The sequence below is a fragment of the Hydrogenophaga pseudoflava genome (genome assembly GCF_031020795.1).
GTDB lineage: Bacteria > Pseudomonadota > Gammaproteobacteria > Burkholderiales > Burkholderiaceae_C > Hydrogenophaga > Hydrogenophaga pseudoflava_A.
In genome coordinates, this window is the sequence record NZ_JAVHJP010000001.1 from 95,570 (window position 1) to 120,929 (window position 25,360).

A 25,360-nucleotide genomic window follows, 5' to 3' on the forward strand; every position below is an offset into this window, starting at 1 on the left:
CAAATGGGAATGCAGGTGCAAAAAAAGGGCATCGCATGCGATGCCCTTGTGCGTGCCGTCGGCTTACAGCTTCGACACCAGTTCCGGCACGGCCGTGAACAGGTCGGCCTCCAGACCGTAGTCGGCCACGCTGAAGATCGGGGCCTCAGGGTCCTTGTTGATCGCCACGATCACCTTCGAATCCTTCATGCCGGCCAGATGCTGGATCGCGCCCGAAATGCCCGCAGCGATGTACAGCTGCGGCGCCACAATCTTGCCGGTCTGGCCGACCTGCAGGTCGTTGGGCGCGTAACCGGCGTCCACCGCGGCCCGGCTGGCGCCGATGGCCGCGCCCAGCTTGTCGGCCAGCGGGGTCATCACTTCGTTGAACTTCTCGCTGCTGCCCAGCGCACGGCCACCTGAGACGATGATCTTGGCGGCGGTGAGTTCGGGGCGGTCGTTCTTGGCGATCTCGCTGCCCAGGTAGGCGCTTTTGCCGTTGCCCGCGGCGGCAGCGACGGTCTCCACGGCGGCCGAGCCGCCCTGTCCCGCAGCGTCGAAGCCGGTGGTGCGCACGGTGATGACCTTGGTGGCGTCGCCGCTCTGCACCGTGGCAATCGCATTGCCGGCGTAGATCGGGCGCTCGAAGGTGTCGGCGCTGATCACCTTGGTGATGTCGCTGATCTGGGCCACGTCCAGCTTGGCGGCCACGCGGGGAGCCACGTTCTTGCCGCTGGCGGTGGCGGGGAACAGGATGTGGCTGTAGCCAGAGGCGATGGCCAGCACCTGGGCGGCGACGTTTTCGGCCAGGCCGTGGGCGAAGCCTTCGCCGTCGGCATGGATGACTTTGGCGACACCGGCGATCTGCGCAGCAGCGGCGGCGGCGGCGGCGGCGTTGTGGCCGGCCACGAGGACGTGGACATCACCACCACAGGCAGCGGCAGCGGTCACGGTGTTGAGGGTTGCGCCCTTGATGGAGGCGTTGTCGTGTTCGGCAATGACGAGTGCGGTCATGTTGTTTCTTCCTCAGATCACTTTGGCTTCGTTCTTCAGCTTGTCCACCAGGGCTGCCACGTCGGGCACCTTGACACCCGCACCGCGCTTGGCCGGCTCGGCCACCTTCAGGGTCTTCAGGCGCGGGGCCACATCGACGCCCAGGTCCGCAGGCTTGACGGTCTCCAGCGGCTTCTTCTTGGCCTTCATGATGTTGGGCAGCGTCACGTAGCGCGGCTCGTTCAGGCGCAGGTCGGTGGTGACCACGGCCGGCAGGTTCACTTCCAGGGTTTCCAGGCCGCCGTCGATTTCACGCGTGACCTTGGCCTTGTCACCGGCGATTTCCACCTTGGAGGCGAAGGTGGCTTGCGGCAGGTCGGCCAGCGCCGCCAGCATCTGGCCGGTCTGGTTGGCGTCGTCGTCGATGGCCTGCTTGCCCAGGATCACCAGACCGGGTTGCTCCTTGTCCACCAGAGCCTTGAGCAGCTTGGCCACGGCCAGGGGCTGCAGCTCCACATCGGTCTCGACCAGGATGGCGCGGTCGGCGCCGATGGCCATGGCCGTGCGAAGGGTTTCCTGGCACTGGGCCACGCCGCAGGAGACGGCGATCACCTCGGTGGCCGCGCCCTTCTCCTTCAGACGCACGGCTTCTTCCACCGCGATCTCGTCAAACGGGTTCATGCTCATCTTGACGTTGGCGATGTCCACACCCGTGCCGTCGCTCTTGACCCGCACCTTGACGTTGTAGTCCACCACGCGTTTGACGGGGACGATGACCTTCATGTTCGGTTGCTCCTGGAGGTAAAAAAACTGACAGAAAAAGCGGAAGTCATGCACGGTTCGGCGGACCGCCCGAATTGACGTGCACGTCAATTCGGATTGTATGTCGCGCCCCGAAGACCACCAGGGCATCCCCCGGGCCTACCGGGTTTCTGGTGCGACGCGACAAAAACGAACGACCGTTCTTTTTTAGATTATAGGCCAAGGCCGCGATCTTCCCAGTCGCAGGCGCCCCGCGTCTGCCGCTGCGACGACAAAGCAAGGGATATCCCTATTAACCGACCAGTCGGTCGGCCAATTCGGGTAATTCACTAGGGGGCCGACAAGGGGATTGGCCTATAGTGAATCAGGTCTTTTTGTTTATCTTTCGTAACGATTCAAACCCAGGAGACAACGCATGAAGTTCCGTCTTGCCGCCGCTGCGGCGATCACCGCCACCCTGTTTGCGGGCACCGCCGTGCAGGCCCAGACCGTGTTCACGGCGTCGACCTGGGTACCTCCCACGCACACATTGAGCGTGGCACAGAAGGAATGGTGCGATGCCCTCGAGAAGGAAAGCACCGGCCGCATGAAGTGCAACATCCTGCCCAAGGCTGTGTCTGCCCCTCCGGGCACCTTTGATGCGGTGCGCGACGGTCTGGCCGACATTTCCTTCACGGTCGACGGCTACACCCCGGGCCGCTTCATCAACACCCAGATGGCCGAGTTCCCGTTCCTGGGCGACAACTCCATGGCCACCTCGGTGGCCTACCAGCGCATCTACAGCAAGTACTTCGCACCGCTGGGCGAGCACAAGGGCGTGAAGGTGCTGGGCGTGTTCACCCACGGCCCCGGCACCATCTTCAACAGCAAGAAACCGGTCAACAGCATCGCCGATGGGGCCACGCTCAAGTGGCGCATCGGCGGCGGCAACATCAATGAGCTGACCAAGCTGATGGGCTGGAACACCACGCTCAAGCCCGCCACCGAGGCGTTCGAACTGCTGTCCACCGGCGTCATGGACGGCACCCTGTTCCCCGACGAGTCCATCGCCTCGTTCAAGCTGAGCATGATCAAGCACGCCACCACGCTGCCCGGCGGCCTGTACAACACCAGCTTCGTGTTCATGATGAACCCGGCCAAATACGACGCCCTTGCAGCGCAGGACAAGGCCGTGATCGACAAGCTCTCGGGCGAATACGCCGCCCGCCTGTTCGGTGCCGGCTGGGACAAGGTGGACGACGCCTCGGTCAACGGCGCGCAGAAGGCGCAGAGCGTGCAGCGCATCAAGGCGTCTGATGCCTTCGTGAACGAGGTCAAGTCCAAACAGGCTCCGCTGGAAGACAAGTGGGCGGCGGCTGCGGAAGCCAAGGGCCTGAAGAACGCCAAGGCGGTGCTGGCCGAGTTCCGCGCCGAAATCGCGAAGATCAAGTAAGCCTGGTGCCAGCCTGGCACCGTCTGATGACCGGCGGGATGGCCGCGGTGGCCGCCCCGCCGGTTTGTCTTGTCTGACACCCCATCATGCTTCAGACCCTTGAAAAGCTGCTTCGCTGGACCACAGGCCTCATGGCGGCAATGGCCTTGTTTTCCATCATGTGGCTGACCCTTTTTGACGTCACCGGCCGAAAGTTCCTCAATCACTCGGTCCCAGGTGGTCTGGAGTTGACGGAGATCCTGATGGTCATCGTGATTTTCGGTGCTTTACCGCTCGTGTCGTGGCGGGGCGAACACGTGGTGTTCGACTCCCTCGACCACCTGATCCCGCCCTGGGTCAAGGAGGTCCAGAACCGGCTGATCGAACTCGTCTGCGCGGCCACTTTTGCCGGCTTGGCATGGCTGATGATGCAGAGAGCGCTGCGGTTTGCCGAATACGGCGACACCACGGTGTACCTGCAGTTTTCCATCGCTCCGGTCGCCTGGCTCATGGCTGGTCTGCTGCTGATCACGGCGCTGGTGCATTTTCTGTTCGTGTTCGTGCCTGCCTCCACGTCGGATGCCGGGGGAGCCGCATGACCGAAGCCGCCCTGGGATTTGCTGCAGTCTTCCTGCTGGCGCTGCTGCGCGTGCCGCTGGCCGTCGCCATGTCGCTGGTGGGCATTGCGGGACTGGGTCTGATGCGTGGCTGGTCACCCGCTTTTGCGAGCACCAGCCAGGTCATCTTTGAAACCGGCTTCCAGTACGTGCTGTCCGTGATCCCGCTGTTCGTGCTGATGGGCAATTTCGTTGCCCGCGCGGGCATGGCGCGGGAGCTGTTTTCAGCAGCCAATGCATTTGTCGGACACAAACGCGGGGGGCTCGCAATGGCCAGCGTGATCGCGTCCGGCGGGTTCGGCGCCATCTGTGGCTCTTCTATCGCAACCGCAGCCACAATGACTCGCGTCGCCTACCCGGAGATGAAGGCACACGGGTACAAGGACTCACTGGCTGCCGGATCCATCGGTGCCGGTGGCACGCTGGGCATCCTCATCCCGCCGTCCACGATCATGGTGATCTACGGGATCATCACCGAAACCGACATCGGCAAGCTGTTCATCGCCGGTATCCTCCCGGGCATCGTCGCCATCGTCTGCCTGTGCATGGCCGTGGTGTTCATCACCTGGAAAGATCCGTCCGCCGGCCCACCGGCGGAGCGGGCCACCTGGCGCCAGCGGTGGATTGCCATACGGGGGGTCTGGGGAGTGGTGGTGCTCTTCGCGCTGGTGATCGGAGGCATCTATGGCGGCGTGTTCACCGCCACTGAAGGTGCGGGTGTCGGTGCGGCGGGCGCTTTCATGTTCGCCCTGCTGCGGGGATCGCTCACGCCACGCGCTCTGATGGACATTTTGGTGGAGAGTGCCCGCACCACAGCGATGCTGTTCACCATCCTGATCGCCGCGATGATCTTCAGCAACTTCGTGAACTTCACGTCGATGCCGGGCGACCTGCGGGACTTCATCCTTCAGTTCAGTCCGAACCCGATCATGGTGGTCGTCATGATGATGGGCATCTATGTGGCACTCGGCCTGGTGATGGAGGAACTCTCGATGGTGCTGCTGACCATCCCGGTGTTTTTTCCCGTCATCACCGGCCTCGGTTTCGACCCTGTGTGGTTCGGCATCCTGATCGTGACCATCGTCGAGATCGGCATGATCTCGCCACCGGTGGGCATGAACCTGTTTGTCATCAACAGCCTGCTGCCCGATGTGAAACTCAATGCGATCTTCCGGGGCGTCTGGCCCTTCGTGATGGCCGACATCGTGCGACTAGCCATTCTGATCGCGTTCCCGGCCATCTCGCTGTGGCTGCCCAGCCTGATGCGCTCCTGACGCTTCGCCTGGCTCACCCTCCCGCGCGCATGTGCACCACGCGCTGGGGGTAAGGAATCTCGATGCCGTGCAAGCGCAGCGCGGCCAGCACCGCCAGGTTGATGTCGGAACGCAGGTTCAGCTGACCGTTCTCGGGGTCGGCGATCCAGTACCCCAGGGTGAACTCCAGGCCGTCGGCCCCGAAGGCCGACAGCGCCGCGTTGGGTGCCGGCTCGCGCAGCACCCGCGGTTGTGCCAGTGCCGACTCCACCAGCACGCGGCGCACCGCGTCGACGTCGCTGTCATAACCCACCGACACCACGGTGGACTGCCACACCTTGGGGTCCGCCAGCGACAGGTTCTCCACGCGGCTGGTGATCAGCATCTCGTTGGGCACGATCGACTCACGCCCCGCCGCGGAGCGGATCAGGGTGTAGCGGGTCGTGATGTCGGTGATGCGGCCTTCAAAGTTGTCGACCCGGACGTTGTCGCCGATGCGCATGCTGCGCTCGGCCAGGATCACGAAACCGCTCACGTAGTTGGCCGCCAGCTTCTGCAGGCCAAAGCCGATGCCCACGCCCACCGCACCGCCCAGCACCGACAGCGCGGTCAGGTCGATGCCCACCGCCGACAGCGCGACGATGAGGCCCAGGAACATCAGGATGGCGCGGGTCGCGTTGCTCAGCGCCTTGCGCAGCGACAGGTCGCTGCCGATGGCCGCCTTGAGCAGGCGCGCTTCGATTGCCGCGGAGATCCACAGCGTCACGATCAGCATGGCGCCCGCGGTCAAGGCCCCTTCAATCAGGGTGCGCAGGCTCACCGTGCTGGACCCCATCTTCCAGGTGATGCGCTCCATCTCGTCCAGCACGATGGGCAGCAGGCCACTCACCCAGAGCACCATGAAACCCCAGGCCATCCAAGAGATGGTGCGCTCCATCACCCGCACCCAGGGCGCCGACGAGAACGCCGCCTGCAACACCTTCACGCCGACCCGGATCACCACCAGAGACACCAGCACTGGAATCGCGACCTTGAACACCGCCAGCGGAACCTGCTGGGCCAGCGCGCTGCGGGCCATGTACGCCAGGGTCAGCAGCAGCACGGGGAACAGCACCCCGTCGACCACCTGATGGCCGAACAGGATCGATGACCTCTCCTGCTGCATGTTCAGGCCGCGTCGCAGCAGGCTCCCCAGTCCCCAGGCCACCACGACGCACAGCGCCAGCACGCCCAGCTCGATCCACACGGTGGTCTGCTGGAAGCCGGACAGCCAGGCATCGAAATCCTGGATGGGCGGTGTGTCGTTGCTCACCATCGGGGCGCCCTCTTCTCGATGAAGGCCTGCACGCCTTCCTGCGCCACCTCGTGCACCATGTTGCAAGCCATGGTCTGGCCAGCCAGCTGGTAGGCCGATTCCATGCCGGTCTCCAGCTGCCGGTAGAACAGCGCCTTGCCCATCGCGAGCGCCTCGCGCGGCTTGCCCAGGATGCGGTCCACCAGCGCGGCCACTTCGGCGTCCAGTGCGTCGGCCGTCACCACCCGGTTGACCAGCCCACGGGCCTTCGCCTCGTCGGCCGAGATGAAGTCACCCGTCAGCAGCATTTCCATGGCCTGCTTGGGCAGCATGTTGCGCGACAGCGCCACGCTCGGCGTCGCGCAGAACAGGCCCACGTCAATGCCGTTGACGCCGAAGCTCGCCTCCTTCACGGCCACCGCCAGGTCGCACTGCGCCACCAGCTGGCAACCGGCAGCGGTGGCCAGGCCATGGACGCGCGCGATCACCGGCACCTCCAGTTTGCGGATGGACAGCATGAGCTTCGAGCAGGTCGCGAACAGGGACTGGTAGTAGGCCAGTTCCGGGCGCGCCTTCATTTCCTTGAGGTCGTGCCCGGCGCAAAAGGCCCGGCCCTCGGCTGCGATCACCACGGCCCGTGCTCCGGGGTCGGCGGCCACGGCGTCCAGCGCCCGCTGGAACGAGCCCATCATGGCTTCTGAAAGGACGTTGAACGTCCGGGGGTTGTTCAGGGTGAGGGTGTGCACGCCACGGTCGTCGCGGCTGGTGAGAAAAATATCGTCGGTCATGTTCAATGTTCAAAGCCCTGAGAGCACGCGCAGATGCGCCTCCACACTCCGCGCCAGCGCACTGAGGTCGTAGCCGCCTTCGAGGCAGCTCACGATGCGGCCCTGGGCGTGGCGCGCGGCGACTTCCTTGATGCGCTCGGTGATCCAGGCATAGTCGCTTTCCACCAGCCCCATCTGTCCCATGTCGTCTTCGCGGTGGGCGTCGAAACCGGCGCTGATGAAGATCATCTGCGGCCGGTGGGCATCGAGCCGTGGGAGCCACATCATGTCGACCAGTTCCCGAACTTCCATGCCCCTGGTGTAGGCAGGCACCGGCAGGTTCACCAGATTGGCGGCGGTGGAGTGGTCCCAGGGCGGATAGAAGGGGTGCTGGTAGAAGCTGCACATGAGGATGCGCTCGTCGCCCGCGACGATGTCCTCGGTGCCGTTGCCATGGTGCACATCGAAATCGATGATGGCCACACGCTGCAGGCCGTGGCGCTCCAGGGCGTACTTGGCCGCGACCGCCACATTGTTGACGAAGCAGAAGCCCATGGCCTGGTGGCGCGTGGCGTGGTGCCCGGGCGGGCGCACCGCACAGAAGGCGTTGGCCAGTTCGCCGGCCATGACCGCGTCGGTGGCGTCGATGGCAGCGCCTGCGGCCATCAGGATCGCATCCCAGCTGTGCACATTGATGGAGGTGTCGGGGTCGATCTGCGCGTGGTCCGGACCGCCGGCGGCGATGTCGTCGCGCAGCTGGTCGGACAGGCCGCGCAGCGCGGCCAGGTGCATGCGGCCGTGGGCCAGTTCCAGATCAGCCAGCGCGGCCGCCGTGGCTTCGCGCTTGTCCAGGGCCATGTCCAGTCCCGAGGCCAGCAGACGGTCCTGTATCGCGTCCAGTCGGGCAGGGCATTCGGGGTGTCCCGGCCCCATCTCGTGCCGCCAGCAGTCGCGGTGGGTGAAATAACCGGTGGCCTGGCTCATCACTTTTTTACGGTAAGGTTCACGGCATGCACGCCGACACAACTGACACAAAAATCAGACAGCTTCTGGACCAGCTTAACACGGTCATCGTAGGCAAATCGGCCCAGGTTTCGGACTGTGTCGGCTGCCTGCTGGCCGGTGGACACCTGCTGATCGAAGACGTTCCCGGGGTCGGAAAAACCACCCTGGCCCACGCGCTGTCGCGCTCCTTCGGGCTGCAGTTTGCGCGCGTGCAGTTCACTGCGGACCTGATGCCCAGCGACCTGGTCGGCCTGTCGATCTACGAGCGTGGCCGCGAGGGCTTCGTGTTCCACCCCGGTCCGGTGTTCGCGCAGGTGCTGCTGGCCGACGAGATCAACCGCGCCAGCCCCAAGACCCAGAGCGCGCTGCTCGAAGCCATGGAGGAAAAGCAGGTCACCGTCGAAGGACAGACGCGCGCCCTGCCGGTGCCCTTCTTCGTGATCGCCACCCAGAACCCGTTCGACCAGCTCGGCACCTATGCCCTGCCCGAGTCGCAGCTGGACCGCTTCCACATGCGCATTTCCCTGGGCTACCCGGACCGGGCCGCCGAGCGCGAGCTGCTGCGCGGCGCGGACCGGCGCGAGCTGATCGAACAGCTGCCGGCCGTGCTCACACCAGCCGACCTCGCACGGCTGCAGGCCGAGGTTCTGGCCGTGCACGCGGCCGAGCCGGTGCTCGAGTACCTGCAGGACCTGGTGGCGGCCACGCGCTCGGGCCGCTGGTTCGCCCAGGGACTTTCACCCCGCGCGGCACTCGCGGTGGTGCGCGCCGCCAAAACCCAGGCCTTCCTGCAGGGGCGGCACTACGTGGCGCCAGACGACATCGCGGCCATCCTGCCGCAGACCGCCGCCCACCGCCTGGTGCCGGTCAGCGACGCGGGCCGAGGCGCGATGGAGCAGGTGCGGGCCATGATCGACGCCACGCCCATCCCGTGAGTCCCCTGGCCCCGCTGCACGCCCTGCGCCGACGGCTGCGGCAGTGGTTCCATGCGCGGCTGCCGCGCACCGACACCCTGCTGCTGACCCAGCGCAACGTCTACATCCTGCCCACGCGCGCCGGCTGGATGCTGGCGCTCACCCTGCTCCTGCTGCTGGTGGGCAGCATCAACTACCAGCTGAACCTGGGCTATCTGCTGACCTTCCTGCTCGCCGGCAGTGCACTGACCGGCATGCACAGCAGCCACGCCAACCTGCGCGGCCTCACCCTGCACCTGAGCCCGCCTGCGCCGGTGCATGCTGGCCACGCGGCGGCGCTGGACATCCGGCTGGCAAACGACAAGGGCCGGGCGCGCCACGGCATTGGCCTCGGCGTGGTCGCCGAGACCTCTGCCGGCGAACCCCACCTGGCGTGGACCGATGTGCCGGCCCAGGGCAGCGCCCGCCTGCAGGTCGCGTCGGTGTTTCCCCGGCGCGGCCTGCACCCACTGGCGCCGCTGACCGCCGTCACCCTGTTCCCCATGGGCACCTTCCGCGTCTGGACCGTGTGGCGACCTGCGACCCAGGTGCTGGTCTACCCCGCGCCCGAAGCCCACCCGCCGCCCCTGCCGCCTGGTGAACCACAGCCGGGTTTCGCCGGCAGCGCGAGCGTGCAGACCACCGGCGAATTCGACGGTGTGCGCGCGTACCGGCGGGGCGACCCGCAAAAGTCCGTCGTCTGGAAGAAGGCGGCGCAGGCCTTTGCGGCCGGTCGCGACGACCTGGTCAGCCGCGACGCCCTCTCCAGCCAGCGCCAGCAGCTCTGGCTGGACCACACCCGCTGCGGAGCCCCGGATCTGGAGTCACGGCTCTCGCGCCTCACCGCCTGGGTGCTGATGGCCGAGCGCCTGGGGCTGGACTACGGCCTGCGCATCCCCGGCCACGAGCTGGTCCCCGACCAGGGCCCGACGCACCGCGCCCGCTGCCTGGAGGCACTTGCCCTGTGCTGACCAAGACACGCAGAAACAGCGACAGGGGTTTCGCCGCCGGGCCGCCCCAAGACGAAACGCGCCCCCCTGGGGGGCAGCGACCCGCGCAGCGGTGGAGCGTGGGGGCCAAGACATTGCCGCGGGACACCCGCGACACCCTGTTCCTGCTGGCCGTCATCGCCTGGGTGGCGATGATGCAGGTGCCGCACATCCCCTGGTGGTGCTCGGCCCTCACCGCCTGTGTGCTGGTCTGGCGCGCGGTGCTTACCCTGCGCGGCCGGCCACTGCCCGGCTGGCGCTGGCGGATCGGCCTGCTGCTGGTCACGCTGGCCGCCACCTGGTGGACCCACAAGACCCTGCTCGGCCGCGACGCGGGGGTCACGCTGATCGTCGTGCTGCTGGCGCTCAAGACCCTGGAGCTGCGGGCGCGCCGCGACGCCTTCGTGGTGTTCTTCCTCGGCTTCTTCACGCTGCTGACCCACTTCTTCTATTCGCAGTCGCTGCCCACGGCGGCCGGCATCCTGGTGGCGCTGCTGGGCCTGCTGACAGCGGTGGTCAATGCCCACATGCCGGTGGGGCATCCGCCGCTGCGGCAGAGCGCCGGCATCGCGGCTCGCCTGGCCCTGCTGGGCGCGCCGATCATGGTGGTGGCCTTCATGCTGTTCCCCCGCCTCTCTCCGCTGTGGGGTGTGCCAGGCGACGGCATGGACGGCCGCTCGGGCCTGTCCGGAAAGATGCGGGTCGGCCAGATCGCCGAGCTGGTGCTGGACGACCGCATCGCGTTGCGCGTGCGCTTCGACGGCCCGGTGCCGCCGCAGCGAGAGCTGTATTTCCGCGGACCGGTGCTCACCGATTTCGACGGCGTCGAATGGAAGCCGCTGCGCTCGGCCTTTCCGCCCCACATGGAGCTGCAGGCCCACCTGGCCTTTGCCGGCGACCCGATCCGCTACGAGGTCACCATGGAGCCGAACCACCGGCCCTGGGTGTTCGTGCTCGAGGCGGCCAGCCAGGCGCCCGAGCTGCAAGGCCTGCGGGCGTTCATGACGCCGGAACTGCAGTGGTTCGTGCGGCGCCCGGTGACCGAGCTGGTGCGCTACCGCGCCGAGAGCCACACCCGCTTTCGCCACGGCCCGCTGGAGCCGTCGCTGGCACTGCAGGACCAGATCGCGCTGCCGCCCGGCTTCAACCCGCGCACCCTGGCCTTCGCCCAGGAACTGCGGCGCGAACATGGGTCCGGGCCGCAGTCCGCCCCGGCGCTGGTCGAAGCGGCGCTCAACCGCCTGCGCACCGGTGGCTACACCTACACGCTCGACCCCGGCGTCTACGGCCAGCACACCGCCGACGAGTTCTGGTTCGACCGCAAAGAAGGCTTCTGCGAACACATCGCCTCCAGCTTCGTGATCCTCATGCGCGCGCTGGACATCCCGGCCCGCATCGTCACCGGCTACCAGGGCGGCGAGCTCAACGCCGTCGACGGCTACTGGACGGTGCGCCAGCGCGACGCCCATGCCTGGGCCGAGGTCTGGCTGCAAGGTCAGGGCTGGGTGCGCGTGGACCCCACGAGCGCGGTGGCGCCGTCCCGCATCGGGTCGTTCGAGCGCCTGGTGGCGCCCCAGGGCGCCATCGGCGCCGCCCTGGGCACCCTGAACCCCACGCTTGCACAGCAGCTGCGCGACGTCTGGGAAGCGGTGAACAACGGCTGGAACCAGTGGGTGCTGAGCTACACCCAGGGCCGGCAGCTGGACCTGCTCAAGAGCCTGGGTTTCGAGTCACCCAGCTGGACCGATCTGGCCTATGTGCTGATCGGCGTGGTCGTGCTGGTCAGCCTCGCGGGCGCCGCCTGGGCCCTGTGGGAGCGCCAGCAGCACGACCCCTGGCTGCGCACGCTGATGCGCGTGCGCAGCCGACTGGCCCGGCTGGGTGTCGAGGCGGGCGAACACGCCACACCGCGCGAGCTGGCGCGCGTCGCATCGGCGCGGCTCGGTGACGACGTTTTCACGCAGCAGCTGGGCGCCTGGCTGCTGCGCCTTGAAGCGCTGCGCTACGCGCCCCACAGCCCGGATACGCTGACCGCGCTGCAGAAACAGTTTCAACAGATGCCCTGGCCCGAACGACGGGCGCCCTCATGAGCCCACGATCCCGATCCGCCCTGCTGCCCGCCCTGCTCTGCCTGTCTCTGATGGGGCCGGCCGCCCAGGCACAGACCCCGGTGGAGACCACACCGGTTCCCACCCCCGTCGTACCGGCCACCCCGCTGCCCGCTGCTGCGCCCCCCGCAGAAGCTCCGCCGCCGCTGCCTCCTGCAGCGCTGCCCGCCCCACCGGCGGACACGCCGCCCGCGACGGACCTCACGGTGTACGCGCAGTCCCCCGCGGCCATGGCCTTTGCCGACGACCTGGCCCGGCGCCGCGGGCTCGACCCTCAGTGGGTGCGCGAACAGATCGGTGCCGCCCGCCGCCAGCCCGCCGTGATCCGGCTCTCGCTGCCGGCGCCCCGCGCCGCGTTCAAGAACTGGGCGGCCTACCGCGCCCGCTTCGTCGAGCCGATGCGCATCCGCGCCGGCCAGCGCTTCTGGGACACCCACCGCACAGCCCTGGAGCGCGCCGAGCGCGAGTTCGGCGTGCCCGCGAGCCTGATCGTCGGCGTGATCGGGGTCGAGACCCTGTACGGCCAGCACACCGGCAATTTCCGCGTGATCGACGCGCTCACCACGCTGGCGTTCGACTTTCCGGCCAGCCACCCCCGCGCCGAGGCGCGGGCCGAGTTCTTCCGCGGCGAGCTGGAGCAGTTCCTGAGCCTGGCCCAGCGCACCGGCATGGACCCGCAGGTGATGCGTGGCAGCTACGCCGGCGCGATGGGCTGGCCGCAGTTCATGCCCAGCAGCTGGGCACGCTTCGCGATCGATTTCGACGGTGACGGCAAGATCGACCTGCTCAACAGCCCGGTGGACGCTATCGGCTCGGTGGCCAACTACTTCAAGGCCTACGGCTGGCAACCCGGCCAGCCGACCCACTACGCGGTGGGCTTCGACCTGAACACACTGGACAAGGAGGCTCTGCTCGCGCCCGACATCCTGCCCAGCTTCAGCGCCGAGAGCTTTGCCGCCAAAGGCGCCGTGCTGGATGCCGAAGGGAAAAGACATATCGGCAAGCTCGCGCTGATCGAACTGCAGAACGGCGACCCGGCCAACGGCGGCACCGCCCCCACCTACCTCGCCGGCACCGACAACTTCTACACCGTCACCCGCTACAACTGGAGCAGCTACTACGCCCTGGCGGTGATCGAACTGGGCCAGGCGGTGCAGGCCCAGGTCCCGGTGCGCTGAGCCCTGGCCGCGCTCAGCCGGCCGGTGTGATCCGGATGTCCACCGCCATCTCCTCGTCGCCCCCGCCCCGGCGCAAGCCCTTGACAGGCGTGCAGGCGCTGTAGTCGGTGGCAGCCGCCAGGCGGATATGGCGCTCGTCGGTCGGGCAGCGGTGCGTCACGTCCAGGCTGAACCAGCGGCGCTGCGCCGGGTCCACACACACGTCCACCCAGGCGTGGCTGGCCAGGTCCGGCTCGTTGGCGGCGTAGAAATGGCCGCTGACGTAGCGCGCCGGCAGACCGATGCTGCGGCACACCGCCACCATCACGTGCGCCTGGTCCTGGCACACGCCCAGCTCCCAGTCGAACGCTTCCAGCGCGGTGGTCTCCACGCCCGTGCGGCCCTTGCGGTACTGCACCTTGTCGGCGACGGCATGGGCCAGGGCCACCAGGTCGGTGGTGCCCGGCACCTCGCCCCGCGCACGCGCCGCCATGAGGCCCGGCACCGCCTGCAGGGCCCACATGGCCATGCGCGGGTGCGGCTCGGCCAGCGGGGTCGAGCGCAGGTAGAAGCCCGGCGGCGGCAGCGCGTCCAGGTCGTTGAATTCGGCCACTCCGTGGGTCAGCACCGTGCCCCGGGCGGTGATGCTGTTCTCCAGCAGGTTCTTCTCAGGCCGCGCCGAGAGCGAGTAGCTGTGCACGCGGTTGCCTTCGATGTCGGGCTGGTCGCACAGCGTGCCGGGCACGCGCAGCTCCCAGTGCTCGACGCTCTGGCAGGCGCTGCTGACCGGCCACAGATGCAGCGCCTGCACGGTGTGGAGCAGCGGCTGGCTGTAGCGGAAGCGGGTGTGGTGGTGGACGACGAGTTTCATGCGGGTTCCGGTTCGCGCCGGGGACCCGCATCGTACTCGGCCCGTTCAGTGGCTTGGCACCAGGAAGTCCTGGCTGATGCGGCCGCCCAGCTCGTTCACCCGGTCCAGGAACTGCGTGAGGAAGGCGTGCAGGCCGGTCGAGAGGATCTCGTCGATGCGCGCGTACTGGAGATCGGCCTTGAGCTTGCCGGCGCGGCGCTGGGTCTCGCCCGAGATCTCGTTGGCCACCACGCTCAGGTTGGCCACCACCTCGTTCATGCTGGCGGCCAGGCTGCGCGGCATGTCCGGTCGCAGGATCAGCAGCTCCGCCACCCGCTCGGGCGTGATGACGTCGCGGTAGACCTTGCGGTAGACCTCGAAGCCGGAGACCGAGCGCAGGATCGCGCTCCAGTGGTAGAAGTCGTACTCCTGGTCCTCGGCGCTGGCGGCGCCGAAGAAGTCGCTCTGCACCGCGTGGAACTTCACGTCCAGCAGCCGCGCGGTGTTGTCGGCGCGTTCGAGAAAGGAGCCCATGCGGTAGAAGTGGAAGGCCTCGTCCTGCAGCATGGTGCCCACGGCCACCCCGCGCGAGAGGTGCGAGCGGTGCTTCACCCACTCGAAGAACGCGCCGGGGTCGCGCTCGAAGTCCTTCGACTTGAGATAGCCCGCGAGCTTGAGCCAGGTGGCGTTCTGCGTCTCCCACAGCTCGGTGGTCAGTGCGCCGCGCACCGCCCGCGCGTTCTCGCGCGCCGCACGAAGGCAGGCCACGATGCTCGACGGGTTGGACTCGTCGCGCACCATGAAGTCCATGACGTTGCGCGGTGTGATGTCCTGGCCGTACTTGGCGGTGTAGCTGGGCATCAGTTCGCTGATCGACAGCAGGCCCTGCCACCCGACTTGGGCCACGGCGGCGGACTGCGGCAGCAACGAGGTCTGGTAGTTCACATCGAGCATGCGCGCGGTGTTCTCGGCCCGCTCGGTGTAGCGGGACATCCAGAAGAGGTGGTCGGCGGTACGCGAAAGCATGTCGTGTCTTTCTCAGTTTTCCAGAATCCAGGTGTCCTTGGTGCCGCCGCCCTGCGACGAGTTCACGACCAGCGAACCCTCCTTGAGCGCCACGCGCGTGAGGCCGCCCGGCACCATCTGCACCTCTTTGCCGCTCAGCACGAAGGGGCGCAGGTCGATGTGGCGCGGCGCAATGCCTTTCTCCACATAGGTGGGGCAGGTCGAGAGGCTGAGCGTGGGCTGGGCGATGTAGCCGTCGGGCTTGGCCTTGACCACGGCACGGAACTCGTCCACCTCGGCCTTCGTGGCGGCCGGGCCCACGAGCATGCCGTAGCCACCCGCGCCGTGCACCTCCTTGACCACCAGCTCGGCCATGTTGTCCAGCATGTACTTCAGGTCGTCCGGGTTGCGACCCATGAAGGTGGGCACGTTGTTGAGGATCGGTTTTTCGCCCAGGTAGAACTCGATCATCTTGGGCACGTAGGGGTAGATCGACTTGTCGTCGGCGATGCCGGTGCCCACCGCGTTGCAGATGGTCACGTTGCCGCTGCGGTAGACGCCCAGCAGGCCGGCGCAGCCCAGCGTGGAGGTGGGACGGAACACCAGCGGGTCGAGGAAGTCGTCGTCCACGCGGCGGTAGATCACGTCCACGCGCTTGGGGCCCTTGGTGGTGCGCATGTAGACGAAGTTGTCCTTGACGAACAGGTCCTGCCCTTCGACCAGTTCCACACCCATTTGCTGGGCCAAAAAGGCGTGTTCGAAGTAGGCGCTGTTGTACATGCCGGGCGTGAGCACCACCACGGTGGGCTCGGCCGTGGTCGCGGGGCTGACCGCGCGCAGGGTCTCCAGCAGCAGGTCGGGGTAGTGCGCCACCGGCGCCACGCGGTTCTGGCCGAACAGCTCGGGAAACAGCCGCATCATCATCTTGCGGTCTTCGAGCATGTAGCTCACGCCGCTGGGCACGCGCAGGTTGTCTTCGAGCACGTAGTACTCGCCCTCGCCCTTCGCGTTCGGCGCGCGGACGATGTCGATGCCCGCGATGTGCGAGTAGATCTGGCTGGGCACCTGCACACCCATCATCTCAGGGCGGAACTGCGCGTTCTGGAAGATCTGGTCGGCCGGGATGTGGCCGGCCTTGATGATTTCCTGGTCGTGGTAGACGTCGTGTATGAAGCGGTTGAGCGCGGTCACGCGCTGCACCAGGCCGGCCTGCATGCGCTTCCACTCGTGCGCGGGGATGATGCGGGGAATCAGGTCGAAGGGGATGAGCCGCTCGGTACCGGCGCCGTCCTCGTCCTTGGCGCCATACACCGCGAAGGTGATGCCGACCCGGCGAAAGATCATTTCCGCCTCTTCCCGGCGCGATGCCATGACCTCTTCAGGTTGTTGTGCCAGCCACCGAGCGTAGTTCAGGTAGTGGGCCCGCACCTCCTCGGGGGAGGCGTTCATTTCGTCAAACATCGGTCGGCTCATGGGCTTTTTTCTCCTGTGCTCAGCATAGCAAGGAGCGGGCCAGTGGTCACCCACCCGGGTCCGCGCCATCGCCCTCATCCTCCATGGGCGCACCCGGATGGTGCCAGTAGCGACGCACGGCATCCCGGTGGCAATGCACGCCGGAAGGCTCGTCGCTGCGCCACAACGCCGCACCACATTGGGGCGAAGTCACCCAGTGCATGGCCCGCGCCCGGTACCGGTCCACCACCACGGCCGCCGGATGCCCGAAGCGGTTGCGGTAGCCGGACTGCACGAGCGCCACCGACGGACGCAGGGTGTTGAGCAGCACCGGGCTGCTCGAGGACGCACTCCCGTGGTGCGGCGCCAGCAGCAGGTCGGCCCGCAACTGCGGCCGCGCCAGGGCCAGCCGGGTTTCGCGCTCGGCGTCCAGATCGCCGCTGAGCCAGGCCCAGCGCCGACCGTTGCCCACCCGCAGCACGCAGGACATGGCGTTGCTCGGCAGCCGCCCCTGGCCGTTGTCATCGAAGTGTTCGGGCGACGGATGCAGCAGTTCAAAGTCCACCCCGTCCCACTGCCAGCGCTGGCCGGCCAGGCAGCGCTCACCGTCGCCGAACGAGGACAGCCAGCGCGCCTGCGGCCACGCAGTGCGCACCGCAGCAGAACCACCCGAATGGTCGCTGTCGCTGTGGCTCACCACCACTGCGTCGGGCGCCTCGCCCAGCGCGCGCAGCAGCGGCACCACCACCCGGTCGCCGGCGTCGCTGCCCGGGCCGTAACGCGGACCGGTGTCATAGAGCAGGCTGTGGCCGGCGGTGCGCACCAGCACTGCGCTGCCCTGGCCGACGTCGACCGCCAGCACCTCGAACTCGCCCGCCCCGGGCCGCGACGGCGCCCAGACCAGCATCGGCGTCAGCAGCACCAGCCCGCCCGAGCGCAGCGGCCAGGGCAGGCGCAGTGCCAGCAGCAGCCCGCCGGCCACGCCGCAGAACGCGATGGGCAAGGGCGGGATGGGCCAGAACAGCGTGGCCCAGCGCCACCCCCCGAGCCACTGCAGAAAAGCGACCAGCCCCTGCACCGCCAGCGCCGCCAGGTCCCACAGCCACGGCACCAGCACGCCGAGCATGGCCAGCGGCGTGACCACACCCGTCACCCAGGGAATCGCCAGCAGGTTGGCCGCCAGGCCGGCCAGGGACAACTGGCCGAACAGCAACACGCCCAGCGGCGCCAGGGCCACCGTCACCACCGCCTGCTCGCGCAAGAGCCGCACCATCCGGCCGTGCTGCACGCCGCTCCCCGAGGCGAACAGGATGCCCACCGCCACAAAGCTCAGCCAGAACCCGGGCTGCAGCAGCGCCCAGGGGTCGAGCGCCAGCACCGCCACCATCGCCAGCAGCCAGACCAGGGGCCAAGGCCACTGGCGCACGCCCTGCCGCAGCCCCACCACCAGCGCCAGCATCAGCACCGTGCGTTGCGCAGGCACGCCCCAGCCCGAGAACAGGGCGTAAGCGGCCGCGGCCGCCACACCACCCCAGGCCGCCGCCCGCGGCGCCGGCACGGCCAGCAGCACCCCCGGCCACACGCGGGCCCAGCGCCGCCAGCCCCAGCCGATGCCCGCCGTGGCCAGCCATGCAAACACCGTGACATGAAGACCGGAGATGCTCATCAGATGAGCCACGCCCGTGTCGCGAAACAGGGTCCAGTCGCTGCGTTCGATCGCCGCCTGGTCACCCACCACCAGCGCCGCCAGCACGCCGGCGCTGCGCGGCTCCGGCACGCGTGCCGCGATGCGGTCGGCCACCCACTGGCGCGCGGCCTCGACCGGGTGGCTGCCGTGCGCCCCGAGGAACACCGGCGCAGGGTCGCGCGGGCCGGCGCGCAGGTAGCCGGTCGCGCCGATGCCCTGCTCCCAGAGCCAGCGCTCGCGGTCGAAGCCGTGGGGATTCGATGCACCATGGGGCCGCTTGAGCCGCACCGTCAGCCGCCAGGCGTCGCCCGCCCGCCAGGAGCGCCCCGCGCCCTGCCCGCGGAAGTCGCTGATCAGCAGCCGCGGCGGGAGGTCCACCGATTGCCCGCCCTGCGTCGCCGATTCCACAACGAACTCGAAGCGGTCGCTGTCGGCGCCCCGCTGGGGCAGGGTGGCCACCTGCCCGGTGACCACCAGGTCCACGCCCTCCATCGCGGGGGCCAGCCCCTGCGCCTGGTACCTCGCCGCGCGCAGGCCTGTGGCCCCGGCCGCGGCCAGCGCGCCCGCCAGCAGGGCCACGCCGGTCGCCCACCCGATACGGCGCCCGCCGCCGATCCGTGTGGCGATGCCCGCCAGGAGGAGCGCCGCCGCCAGCAGCGCCCCGTAAATGGTCCCGGGCCACAACCGCCCTTGCTGCAGCTGCAGCGCCACACCCAGCACCGCGCCGGGCAGCACCGCCCACAGCGGGTGCATCAGGCGGTCCGCCGGACGGCCATGCGCCGTGGCGCGGGACTTGCTAGATTCTGCAGAACGCGCGCGGCGTCCCGCCCTGGCAGCGTTTTCATTGTTTGTGACTCCCTGTTGAAAGTGACCCCAGCATGGCCATCCATGTCGCCCTGAGCCACATCACCCATTATCGGTACGACCGCCTGGTCAAACTGGGCCCGCAGGTGGTCCGGCTGCGTCCGGCGCCGCACAGCCGCACCAAGGTGCTGTCGTACTCGCAGAAGATCGAGCCGGCGGGACACTTCATCAACTGGCAGCAGGACCCGTTCGCCAACTACCAGGCGCGCCTGGTCTTCCCCGAGCCCACCACCGAGTTCAAGGTCACCATCGACCTGGTGGTCGAGATGGCGGTCTACAACCCGTTCGACTTCTTCCTCGAGCCGCGTGCCGAGAAGTTCCCGTTCAGCTACGACGAAGCCCAGCGGCAGGAGCTGGCACCTTACCTCGCCACGGCACCGGTGACGCCCCTGCTCAAAAGCTACCTGGAGCAGGTCGACCGCAGCGAGCAACGCACCATCGATTTCCTGGTCGGCATCAACCAGAAGCTCTGGAAAGACATCGCCTACACCATCCGCATGGAACCGGGCGTGCAGACGCCAGAGGACACTCTGACGCTGAAGAGCGGCTCCTGCCGCGACTCGGGCTGGCTGCTGGTGCAGCTGCTGCGCCACCTCGGCCTGGCCGCGCGCTTCGTCTCGGGCTACCTGATCCAGCTGACGCCCGACGTGAAAGCCATCGACGGCCCCAGCGGTCCCGAGAAGGACTTCACCGACCTGCACGCCTGGTGCGAGGTCTTCCTGCCCGGCGCCGGCTGGATCGGCCTGGACCCGACCTCGGGCCTGCTGGCCGGCGAGGGCCACATCCCGCTGGCCTGCACCCCGCAACCTTCCAGCGCCGCGCCGGTGGAGGGTGGCGTGGACAAGTGCGAGGTCACGTTCAGCCACGAGATGAAGGTCACGCGCATCCACGAATCGCCGCGCGTGACCAAGCCCTACACCGAGGACCAGTGGGCCGATGTCCTGAAGCTGGGTGCACAGGTCGACGCCGACCTGGTGAAGGGCGACGTGCGCCTGACCCAGGGTGGTGAGCCCACCTACGTGGCCGTGAGCGACCGCGACGCCGCCGAATGGAACACCGACGCGCTGGGCCCCACCAAGCGCGGCTACGCCACCGAACTGCTGGGCCGCCTGCGCGAGCGCTACGGCGACGGCGGCTTCGTGCACATGGGCCAGGGCAAGTGGTACCCGGGCGAGCAGTTGCCCCGCTGGGCGCTGTCGGTGTTCTGGCGCGCCGACGGCGAACCCTGCTGGGGCAACCCGGCCCTGCTGGCCGACGAGCGCGACGAGGCCCACTACACCGCCGAAGACGCGCAGCGCTTCACGCAGGCGCTGGCCCGGCGGCTCGGCCTGTCGACCCAGTACATCACGCCCGGCTACGAGGACACCTGGTACTACCTGTGGCGCGAGCGCCGCCTGCCGGTCAACGTCGACCCCTTCGACAGCAAGCTCGACGACGAGCTGGAACGCCAGCGCCTGCGCCGCGTGTTCGGCCAGGGCCTGGACGCCACCGTGGGCTATGTGCTGCCGCTGCAGGCCTCGGGCCACGGTCCGCTCTCGAACAACGGCAAGAGCGCCTACCACCGCGTCAGCGGCACCGTCTGGTCCACCGGCCCCTGGTTCTTCCGCGACGAGCGCATGTACCTGATCCCTGGCGACTCGCCCATGGGCTACCGGCTGCCGCTGGACTCCCTGCCCTGGGTGTCGATGGGCGACTACCCCTACCACATCGAACAGGACCCTCACAGCGCACGCGACCCGCTGCCCACCGGCGCGGCGCTGCGCCACCAAGTGCACCCGCACACCGTGGGCGGCGGCTTTGCCGAAGGCGGCACGGTCTCGCTGCAGGGCACCGACTGGTTCGAGGAACAGGGCCCGGGCGGCGAGGTCGAGGCGCTCGGCCTGCGCCGCGGACAGCCGCACCCGGCCTCGGCGCCTGCGCAGCACCTGTCCTCCCGCTTCCCGCAGCGCGGCGAATCGGCCGCCTGGCTGACCCGCACCGCGCTGGTGGTCGAGGCGCGCGACCCGCAGCGCGCCAACGGTCCCAAGGCCGAGAAGGCCAGCGGCGGCAAGGGCCAGCACCTCTACGTCTTCATGCCGCCGATGCAGCGCCTGGAGGACTATCTCGATCTGCTGTCGGCGGTGGAAGACACGGCCGAACGCCTGGGCATGACGATCGTGCTCGAAGGCTATCCGCCGCCGCGCGACCCGCGCCTGAAGATGCTGCAGGTCACGCCCGACCCGGGCGTGATCGAGGTCAACATCCACCCCAGCAGCAGCTTCGAAGAGCTGGTCGAGCGCACCGAGTTCCTCTACGAGGCCGCGCACCAGACGCGGCTGTGTGCCGAGAAGTTCATGACCGACGGCCGCCACACCGGCACCGGCGGCGGCAACCACTTCGTGCTCGGTGGCGCGACACCATCGGACTCGCCCTTCCTGCGCAAGCCCGAGCTGCTGGGCAGCCTGGTGGCGTACTGGCACAACCACCCCTCGCTGTCCTACCTGTTCAGCGGCCTGTTCATCGGCCCGACCAGCCAGGCGCCGCGTGTGGACGAGGCGCGCAACGACCAGCTCTACGAGCTGGAAATCGCGCTCAACCAGATCGAGCAGAACCGTCAGCGCCACGGGCAGGACATGCCGCCGTGGCTGGTGGACCGCACGTTGCGCAACATCCTGGTCGACGTCACCGGCAACACCCACCGCAGCGAGTTCTGCATCGACAAGCTCTACTCGCCGGACTCGTCCACAGGTCGTCTGGGCCTGCTGGAGCTGCGCGCTTTCGAGATGCCGCCGCACGCGCGCATGAGCATCGCCCAGCAGCTGCTGCTGCGCGCCCTGATCGCGCGCTTCTGGCAGCAGCCCTGGCAGGGCCGGCTCACCCGCTGGGGCACCGAGCTGCACGACCGCTTCCTGCTGCCGACCTTCATCCGCATGGACTTCGAGGACGTGCTGGCCGAGCTGGCCGAGGTGGGCTACCGCTTCGACATGGCCTGGTTCGAACCGCACTTCGAGTTCCGCTTCCCGCTGGTGGGCCAGGTCGCCGCACGCGGCATCGAACTGACGCTGCGCAACGCGCTGGAACCCTGGCACGTGATGGGCGAAGAAGGTGCGCCTGGCGGCACCGTTCGCTACGTCGATTCGTCGCTGGAACGCATCGAGGTGCGCGTGAGCGGCTACAACGACAGCCGGTACGTGATCACCTGCAACGGCCGCGCCCTGCCCCTGCAGCCCACCGGCACCGCGGGCGAACACGTGGCCGGTGTGCGCTACAAGGCCTGGAACCCGCCGTCGGCGCTGCACCCATCCATCGGCGTGCACGCACCGCTGACCTTCGACATCGTCGACACCTGGATGCACAAGTCGCTCGGTGGCTGCCAGTACCACGTGGCCCACCCGGGCGGCCGCAACTACGACACCTTCCCGGTCAACGCCTACGAGGCCGAAAGCCGGCGCCTCTCGCGCTTCTTCCAGATGGGCCACACGGCGGGCAAGATGGTGGTGGCCGCAGCCACCCCGAGCCGGGAGTTCCCGTTCACGCTCGATCTGCGCCAGTGACCGTGACCACGTGCCCGTGACGGATGCAACGGCCCGAACCGCCCGGGGGTCCCCCAAAGGATGAGCCACGGGCATACTCCAAGTCCGTGACTTCAGAAGAATCCAGAGACTCCCTGTTCGACGAGCTCAGCCCCGAATCCCCACGGGACTGGGCCTTGTCGCTGTCGGTGCCGGCCGACGCGGGACACCGCGACGAGCTGCGCGACAGCAGCGACCCGCATGCCCTGGCGCCCCACTGGGGGCGCTTCTTCGACCACGTGGGCACCGACGGCCTGGCCGACCTGAACCGGCGCGCCGAGAACCTGCAGCGCCAGATCCGCGACAACGGCGTCACCTACAACGTCTACGCCGACGCCGCCGGCGGCCTGCAGCGCCCCTGGGCGCTCGACCTGTTCCCCATGATCGTGGCGCCCCAGGAATGGGCCGTGATCGAGGCCGGCGTGCTGCAGCGCGCGCGCCTGCTCAACGGCATGATGGCCGACCTCTACGGCCCGCAGGACCTGCTGCGCCGCGCCCTGCTGCCCACCGCGCTGGCCCAGGGGCATCCCGGCTACCTGCGCGCGATGAAGGGCGTCACGCCGCCCGGCCACACCTGGCTGCACATCGCCGCCTTCGACCTCGCGCACGGACCCGACGGCCGCTGGTGGGTGGTGGGCCAGCGCACCCAGGCGCCCTCGGGACTGGGCTATCTGCTGGAAAACCGCATCGCCATCGCGCGGCAGTTCCCCAAGGCCTTCGCCGGCATGAAGGTGCAGCGCCTGGCCGCCAGCTACCGCGCGCTGATGGACGGCATCAAGGCGCTGGCGCCCGAAGGCGACGATGCGCGCATCGCCCTGCTCACGCCCGGCCCCTACAACGAAACCTATTTCGAACACGCCTACCTGGCGCGCTACCTGGGCCTGACCCTGGTCGAGGGCAACGACCTGACGGTGCGCGATCAGCGCCTCTACCTCAAGACGCTCAAAGGCCTGGAGCCGGTGCACGCGCTGATCAAGCGCGTGGACGACCAGTGGCTGGACCCGCTGGAGCTGCGCGCCGACTCCAGCCTGGGCGTGCCCGGCCTGCTGCAGGTGCTGCGCGCAGGCAACCTGCTGCTGGCCAACGCGCCGGGTTCGGCGCCGCTCGAGTCGAGCGCGCTGCTGGGCTTCATGCCGGCCATCAGCCGCCACCTGCTGGGCGAAGAACTCAAGCTGCCCTCCCTGGCCACCTGGTGGTGCGGCGAAGACGCCGCGCTGCGCGAGGTGCTGCCCCTGCTCAAGGGCGGCGTGATCAAGCCCACCTACCCCGGCTCTGGCCTCGACACGGCCATCGGGCAGAGCCTGGGTCCGCGCGAGCTGGACGAATGGTCCGGCCGCATGGTGCGCCACCCCGACGACTACACGGTGCAATCCTGGCTGCCGCTGTCGCAGACGCCGACCTGGACCGGCGAGCGGTTGGTGCCGCGCTCGGCGATGCTGCGTGTGTTCGCGCTTGCCGACGGTCCACAGAGCTGGCGCGTGCTGCCCGGCGGCCTGGTGCGGCTGGCGCCGCGCGGCCAGCTGATGGCGTCGATGCAGCGCGGTGGTTCGAGCGCCGACTGCTGGGTGATGACCGAGGGCGAGGTCGACACCACCAGCCTGCTGCAGTCGCAGCCGAGCACGCTGGCACTGGCGCACCAGAAGCGCCCCGTCACCAGCCGCGCGGCCGAAAACCTGTTCTGGCTCGGCCGCTACACCGAGCGTGCGGAAAACGCGGTGCGGCTCGCGCGCATCGTGCTCGACCACCTCGGTGGTGAAGAACCCAGTTCGCGCGCGCTGCTCGCCTGGCTTTCGGCGACCGCGCGCGAGAACGCGCTGGTGCTGGACGATGTCCCCGGCGCCGAGCAGGCGGCACGCGTGTTCGCGCGTTCGCTGATGGCCGGTCTGGCACCGGTGCCGGACTCGCCCCTGGCGGGCCGCAGCTTCAGCGTGGGCCACAACCTGCGCGCGCTCAAGAGTGCGGCCGCCCAGGTGCGCGACCGGCTCTCGCCCGAGCACTGGAACCTCATCGAGCACGCCGAGGCCAGCTTCGGGCAGGACTGCGCGGCCATGGCCGCCGACGCCGAATACGGCACTGCCGAAGCGCTGGCCGCGCTCGCGGCGCTGAGCGAGCGGCTGGCCGCCATCACCGGTGCGCAGACCGACCGCATGGTGCGCGACAACGGCTGGCGCCTGCTGTCCGTGGGGCGGCACATCGAGCGCCTGATCACGCTCTCGCGCGCGCTCTCGCTCGGGCTGGAACACCGCTGCATGGAAGACCCGACAGGCTTCGAGGCGGTGGTCGCGCTGTTCGACAGCACCATCACTTTCCACGCCATGTACCAGCAGCGGCGCGACATGGTGGCGCTGATCGACCTGCTGGTGATGGACCGCGACAACCCCCGCTCCATCGCCTGGGTGGTGCAGACGCTGCGCTCGCGCCTGGCCAAGCTGTCGCAAAGCGCCACGCCGCAGGACGCCGTGCTGGCCCAGGGCCTGCCCGACCCCGACGTCTGGGTGCTGACCGAGCTGAGCAGCTGGCAGCGCGAGGGGCAGACCATGCGCTACGGCACGCTGGCCGAACTGCTGGACGGGTGCGAGGCCGCAGCGGCCGACCTGTCCGACGAAATCACCCGGCTGCACTTCAGCCACGCCGACCGCAAGACACAGAGTGTCGGTGTCTGA

18 protein-coding genes are annotated in these 25,360 nt (G+C 68.5%); 9 read left to right on the plus strand and 9 right to left on the minus strand.

The genetic code is table 11. The annotated features are described in order from the left end of the window. Window positions 1-63 precede the first annotated feature (63 nt). Together RCO38_RS00445 and RCO38_RS00450 are read right to left on the minus strand one after the other, a co-directional pair. Entirely contained in the window at window positions 64-993 is a 930-nt protein-coding gene (locus RCO38_RS00445) for an electron transfer flavoprotein subunit alpha/FixB family protein (protein WP_308326305.1), read from the minus strand. Between the two features lie 12 nt (window positions 994-1,005). Then, the gene (locus RCO38_RS00450; protein ID WP_308326306.1) at window positions 1,006-1,755 is read right to left on the minus strand and encodes an electron transfer flavoprotein subunit beta/FixA family protein; all 750 of its coding nucleotides are present in this window, start codon (window positions 1,753-1,755) and stop codon (window positions 1,006-1,008) included. 394 nt (window positions 1,756-2,149) lie between these two features. Here RCO38_RS00450 and RCO38_RS00455 point away from each other — a divergent pair, with 394 nt between their 5' ends. The 3 genes from RCO38_RS00455 (at window position 2,150) to RCO38_RS00465 (ending at window position 5,036) form a co-directional block, all read left to right on the plus strand. Then, the gene (locus tag RCO38_RS00455) at window positions 2,150-3,166 is read left to right on the plus strand and encodes a TRAP transporter substrate-binding protein (protein WP_308326307.1); all 1,017 of its coding nucleotides are present in this window, start codon (window positions 2,150-2,152) and stop codon (window positions 3,164-3,166) included. 86 nt (window positions 3,167-3,252) lie between these two features. After that, window positions 3,253-3,744: a TRAP transporter small permease gene (locus tag RCO38_RS00460; RefSeq protein WP_308326308.1), complete on the plus strand. Its 492-nt coding sequence runs from the start codon at window positions 3,253-3,255 to the stop codon at window positions 3,742-3,744. Then, on the plus strand, window positions 3,741-5,036 hold the full coding sequence (locus tag RCO38_RS00465) for a TRAP transporter large permease (protein ID WP_308326310.1): 1,296 nt from the start codon (window positions 3,741-3,743) through the stop codon (window positions 5,034-5,036). The genes RCO38_RS00460 and RCO38_RS00465 overlap by 4 nt, the downstream gene beginning before the upstream one ends. Window positions 5,037-5,049: 13 nt before the next feature. Here RCO38_RS00465 and RCO38_RS00470 read toward each other — a convergent pair whose 3' ends face one another. The 3 genes from RCO38_RS00470 to RCO38_RS00480 are packed head-to-tail and all read right to left on the minus strand — an operon-like array spanning window position 5,050 to window position 8,060. Further along, the gene (locus RCO38_RS00470) at window positions 5,050-6,330 is read right to left on the minus strand and encodes a mechanosensitive ion channel family protein (RefSeq protein WP_308326312.1); all 1,281 of its coding nucleotides are present in this window, start codon (window positions 6,328-6,330) and stop codon (window positions 5,050-5,052) included. Further along, window positions 6,324-7,097, minus strand: coding sequence for an enoyl-CoA hydratase (locus RCO38_RS00475; protein WP_308326314.1), 774 nt, complete (start codon window positions 7,095-7,097; stop codon window positions 6,324-6,326). Before RCO38_RS00475 ends, RCO38_RS00470 begins: the two co-directional genes overlap by 7 nt. Window positions 7,098-7,106: 9 nt before the next feature. Continuing rightward, the gene (locus RCO38_RS00480; protein WP_308326315.1) at window positions 7,107-8,060 is read right to left on the minus strand and encodes a histone deacetylase family protein; all 954 of its coding nucleotides are present in this window, start codon (window positions 8,058-8,060) and stop codon (window positions 7,107-7,109) included. A 26-nt stretch (window positions 8,061-8,086) separates the two neighbouring features. Here RCO38_RS00480 and RCO38_RS00485 point away from each other — a divergent pair, with 26 nt between their 5' ends. The 4 genes from RCO38_RS00485 to mltB all read left to right on the plus strand — a co-directional run bounded on the left by RCO38_RS00485 (window position 8,087) and on the right by mltB (window position 13,309). Continuing rightward, window positions 8,087-9,016, plus strand: coding sequence for an AAA family ATPase (locus RCO38_RS00485; RefSeq protein ID WP_308326316.1), 930 nt, complete (start codon window positions 8,087-8,089; stop codon window positions 9,014-9,016). Further along, on the plus strand, window positions 9,013-10,005 hold the full coding sequence (locus tag RCO38_RS00490; RefSeq protein WP_308326317.1) for a DUF58 domain-containing protein: 993 nt from the start codon (window positions 9,013-9,015) through the stop codon (window positions 10,003-10,005). Before RCO38_RS00485 ends, RCO38_RS00490 begins: the two co-directional genes overlap by 4 nt. Before the next feature lie 98 nt (window positions 10,006-10,103). After that, on the plus strand, window positions 10,104-12,113 hold the full coding sequence (locus tag RCO38_RS00495) for a transglutaminase family protein (protein ID WP_308326318.1): 2,010 nt from the start codon (window positions 10,104-10,106) through the stop codon (window positions 12,111-12,113). After that, entirely contained in the window at window positions 12,110-13,309 is a 1,200-nt protein-coding gene (gene mltB / locus RCO38_RS00500; protein ID WP_308326319.1) for a lytic murein transglycosylase B, read from the plus strand. Before RCO38_RS00495 ends, mltB begins: the two co-directional genes overlap by 4 nt. A gap of 13 nt (window positions 13,310-13,322) precedes the next feature. On the opposite strand, the gene RCO38_RS00505 is transcribed toward mltB, so the two are convergent. Genes RCO38_RS00505 through RCO38_RS00520 form a run of 4 tightly spaced genes read right to left on the minus strand, consistent with a single transcriptional unit; the run spans window position 13,323 to window position 19,035 of the window. After that, the gene (locus tag RCO38_RS00505; protein WP_308326320.1) at window positions 13,323-14,159 is read right to left on the minus strand and encodes a transglutaminase family protein; all 837 of its coding nucleotides are present in this window, start codon (window positions 14,157-14,159) and stop codon (window positions 13,323-13,325) included. Between the two features lie 45 nt (window positions 14,160-14,204). After that, window positions 14,205-15,164: an alpha-E domain-containing protein gene (locus RCO38_RS00510; protein ID WP_308326321.1), complete on the minus strand. Its 960-nt coding sequence runs from the start codon at window positions 15,162-15,164 to the stop codon at window positions 14,205-14,207. 12 nt (window positions 15,165-15,176) lie between these two features. Continuing rightward, entirely contained in the window at window positions 15,177-16,616 is a 1,440-nt protein-coding gene (locus RCO38_RS00515; protein ID WP_308326322.1) for a circularly permuted type 2 ATP-grasp protein, read from the minus strand. Window positions 16,617-16,662: 46 nt separating this feature from the next. Continuing rightward, window positions 16,663-19,035: a DNA internalization-related competence protein ComEC/Rec2 gene (locus tag RCO38_RS00520; protein WP_308326323.1), complete on the minus strand. Its 2,373-nt coding sequence runs from the start codon at window positions 19,033-19,035 to the stop codon at window positions 16,663-16,665. 125 nt (window positions 19,036-19,160) lie between these two features. On the opposite strand from RCO38_RS00520, the gene RCO38_RS00525 reads away from it, so the two are divergent. Continuing rightward, window positions 19,161-22,679, plus strand: a complete 3,519-nt coding sequence (locus tag RCO38_RS00525; RefSeq protein WP_308326325.1) for a transglutaminase family protein — start codon at window positions 19,161-19,163, stop codon at window positions 22,677-22,679. A gap of 86 nt (window positions 22,680-22,765) precedes the next feature. Beyond that, window positions 22,766-25,360: a circularly permuted type 2 ATP-grasp protein gene (locus RCO38_RS00530; RefSeq protein WP_445297925.1), complete on the plus strand. Its 2,595-nt coding sequence runs from the start codon at window positions 22,766-22,768 to the stop codon at window positions 25,358-25,360.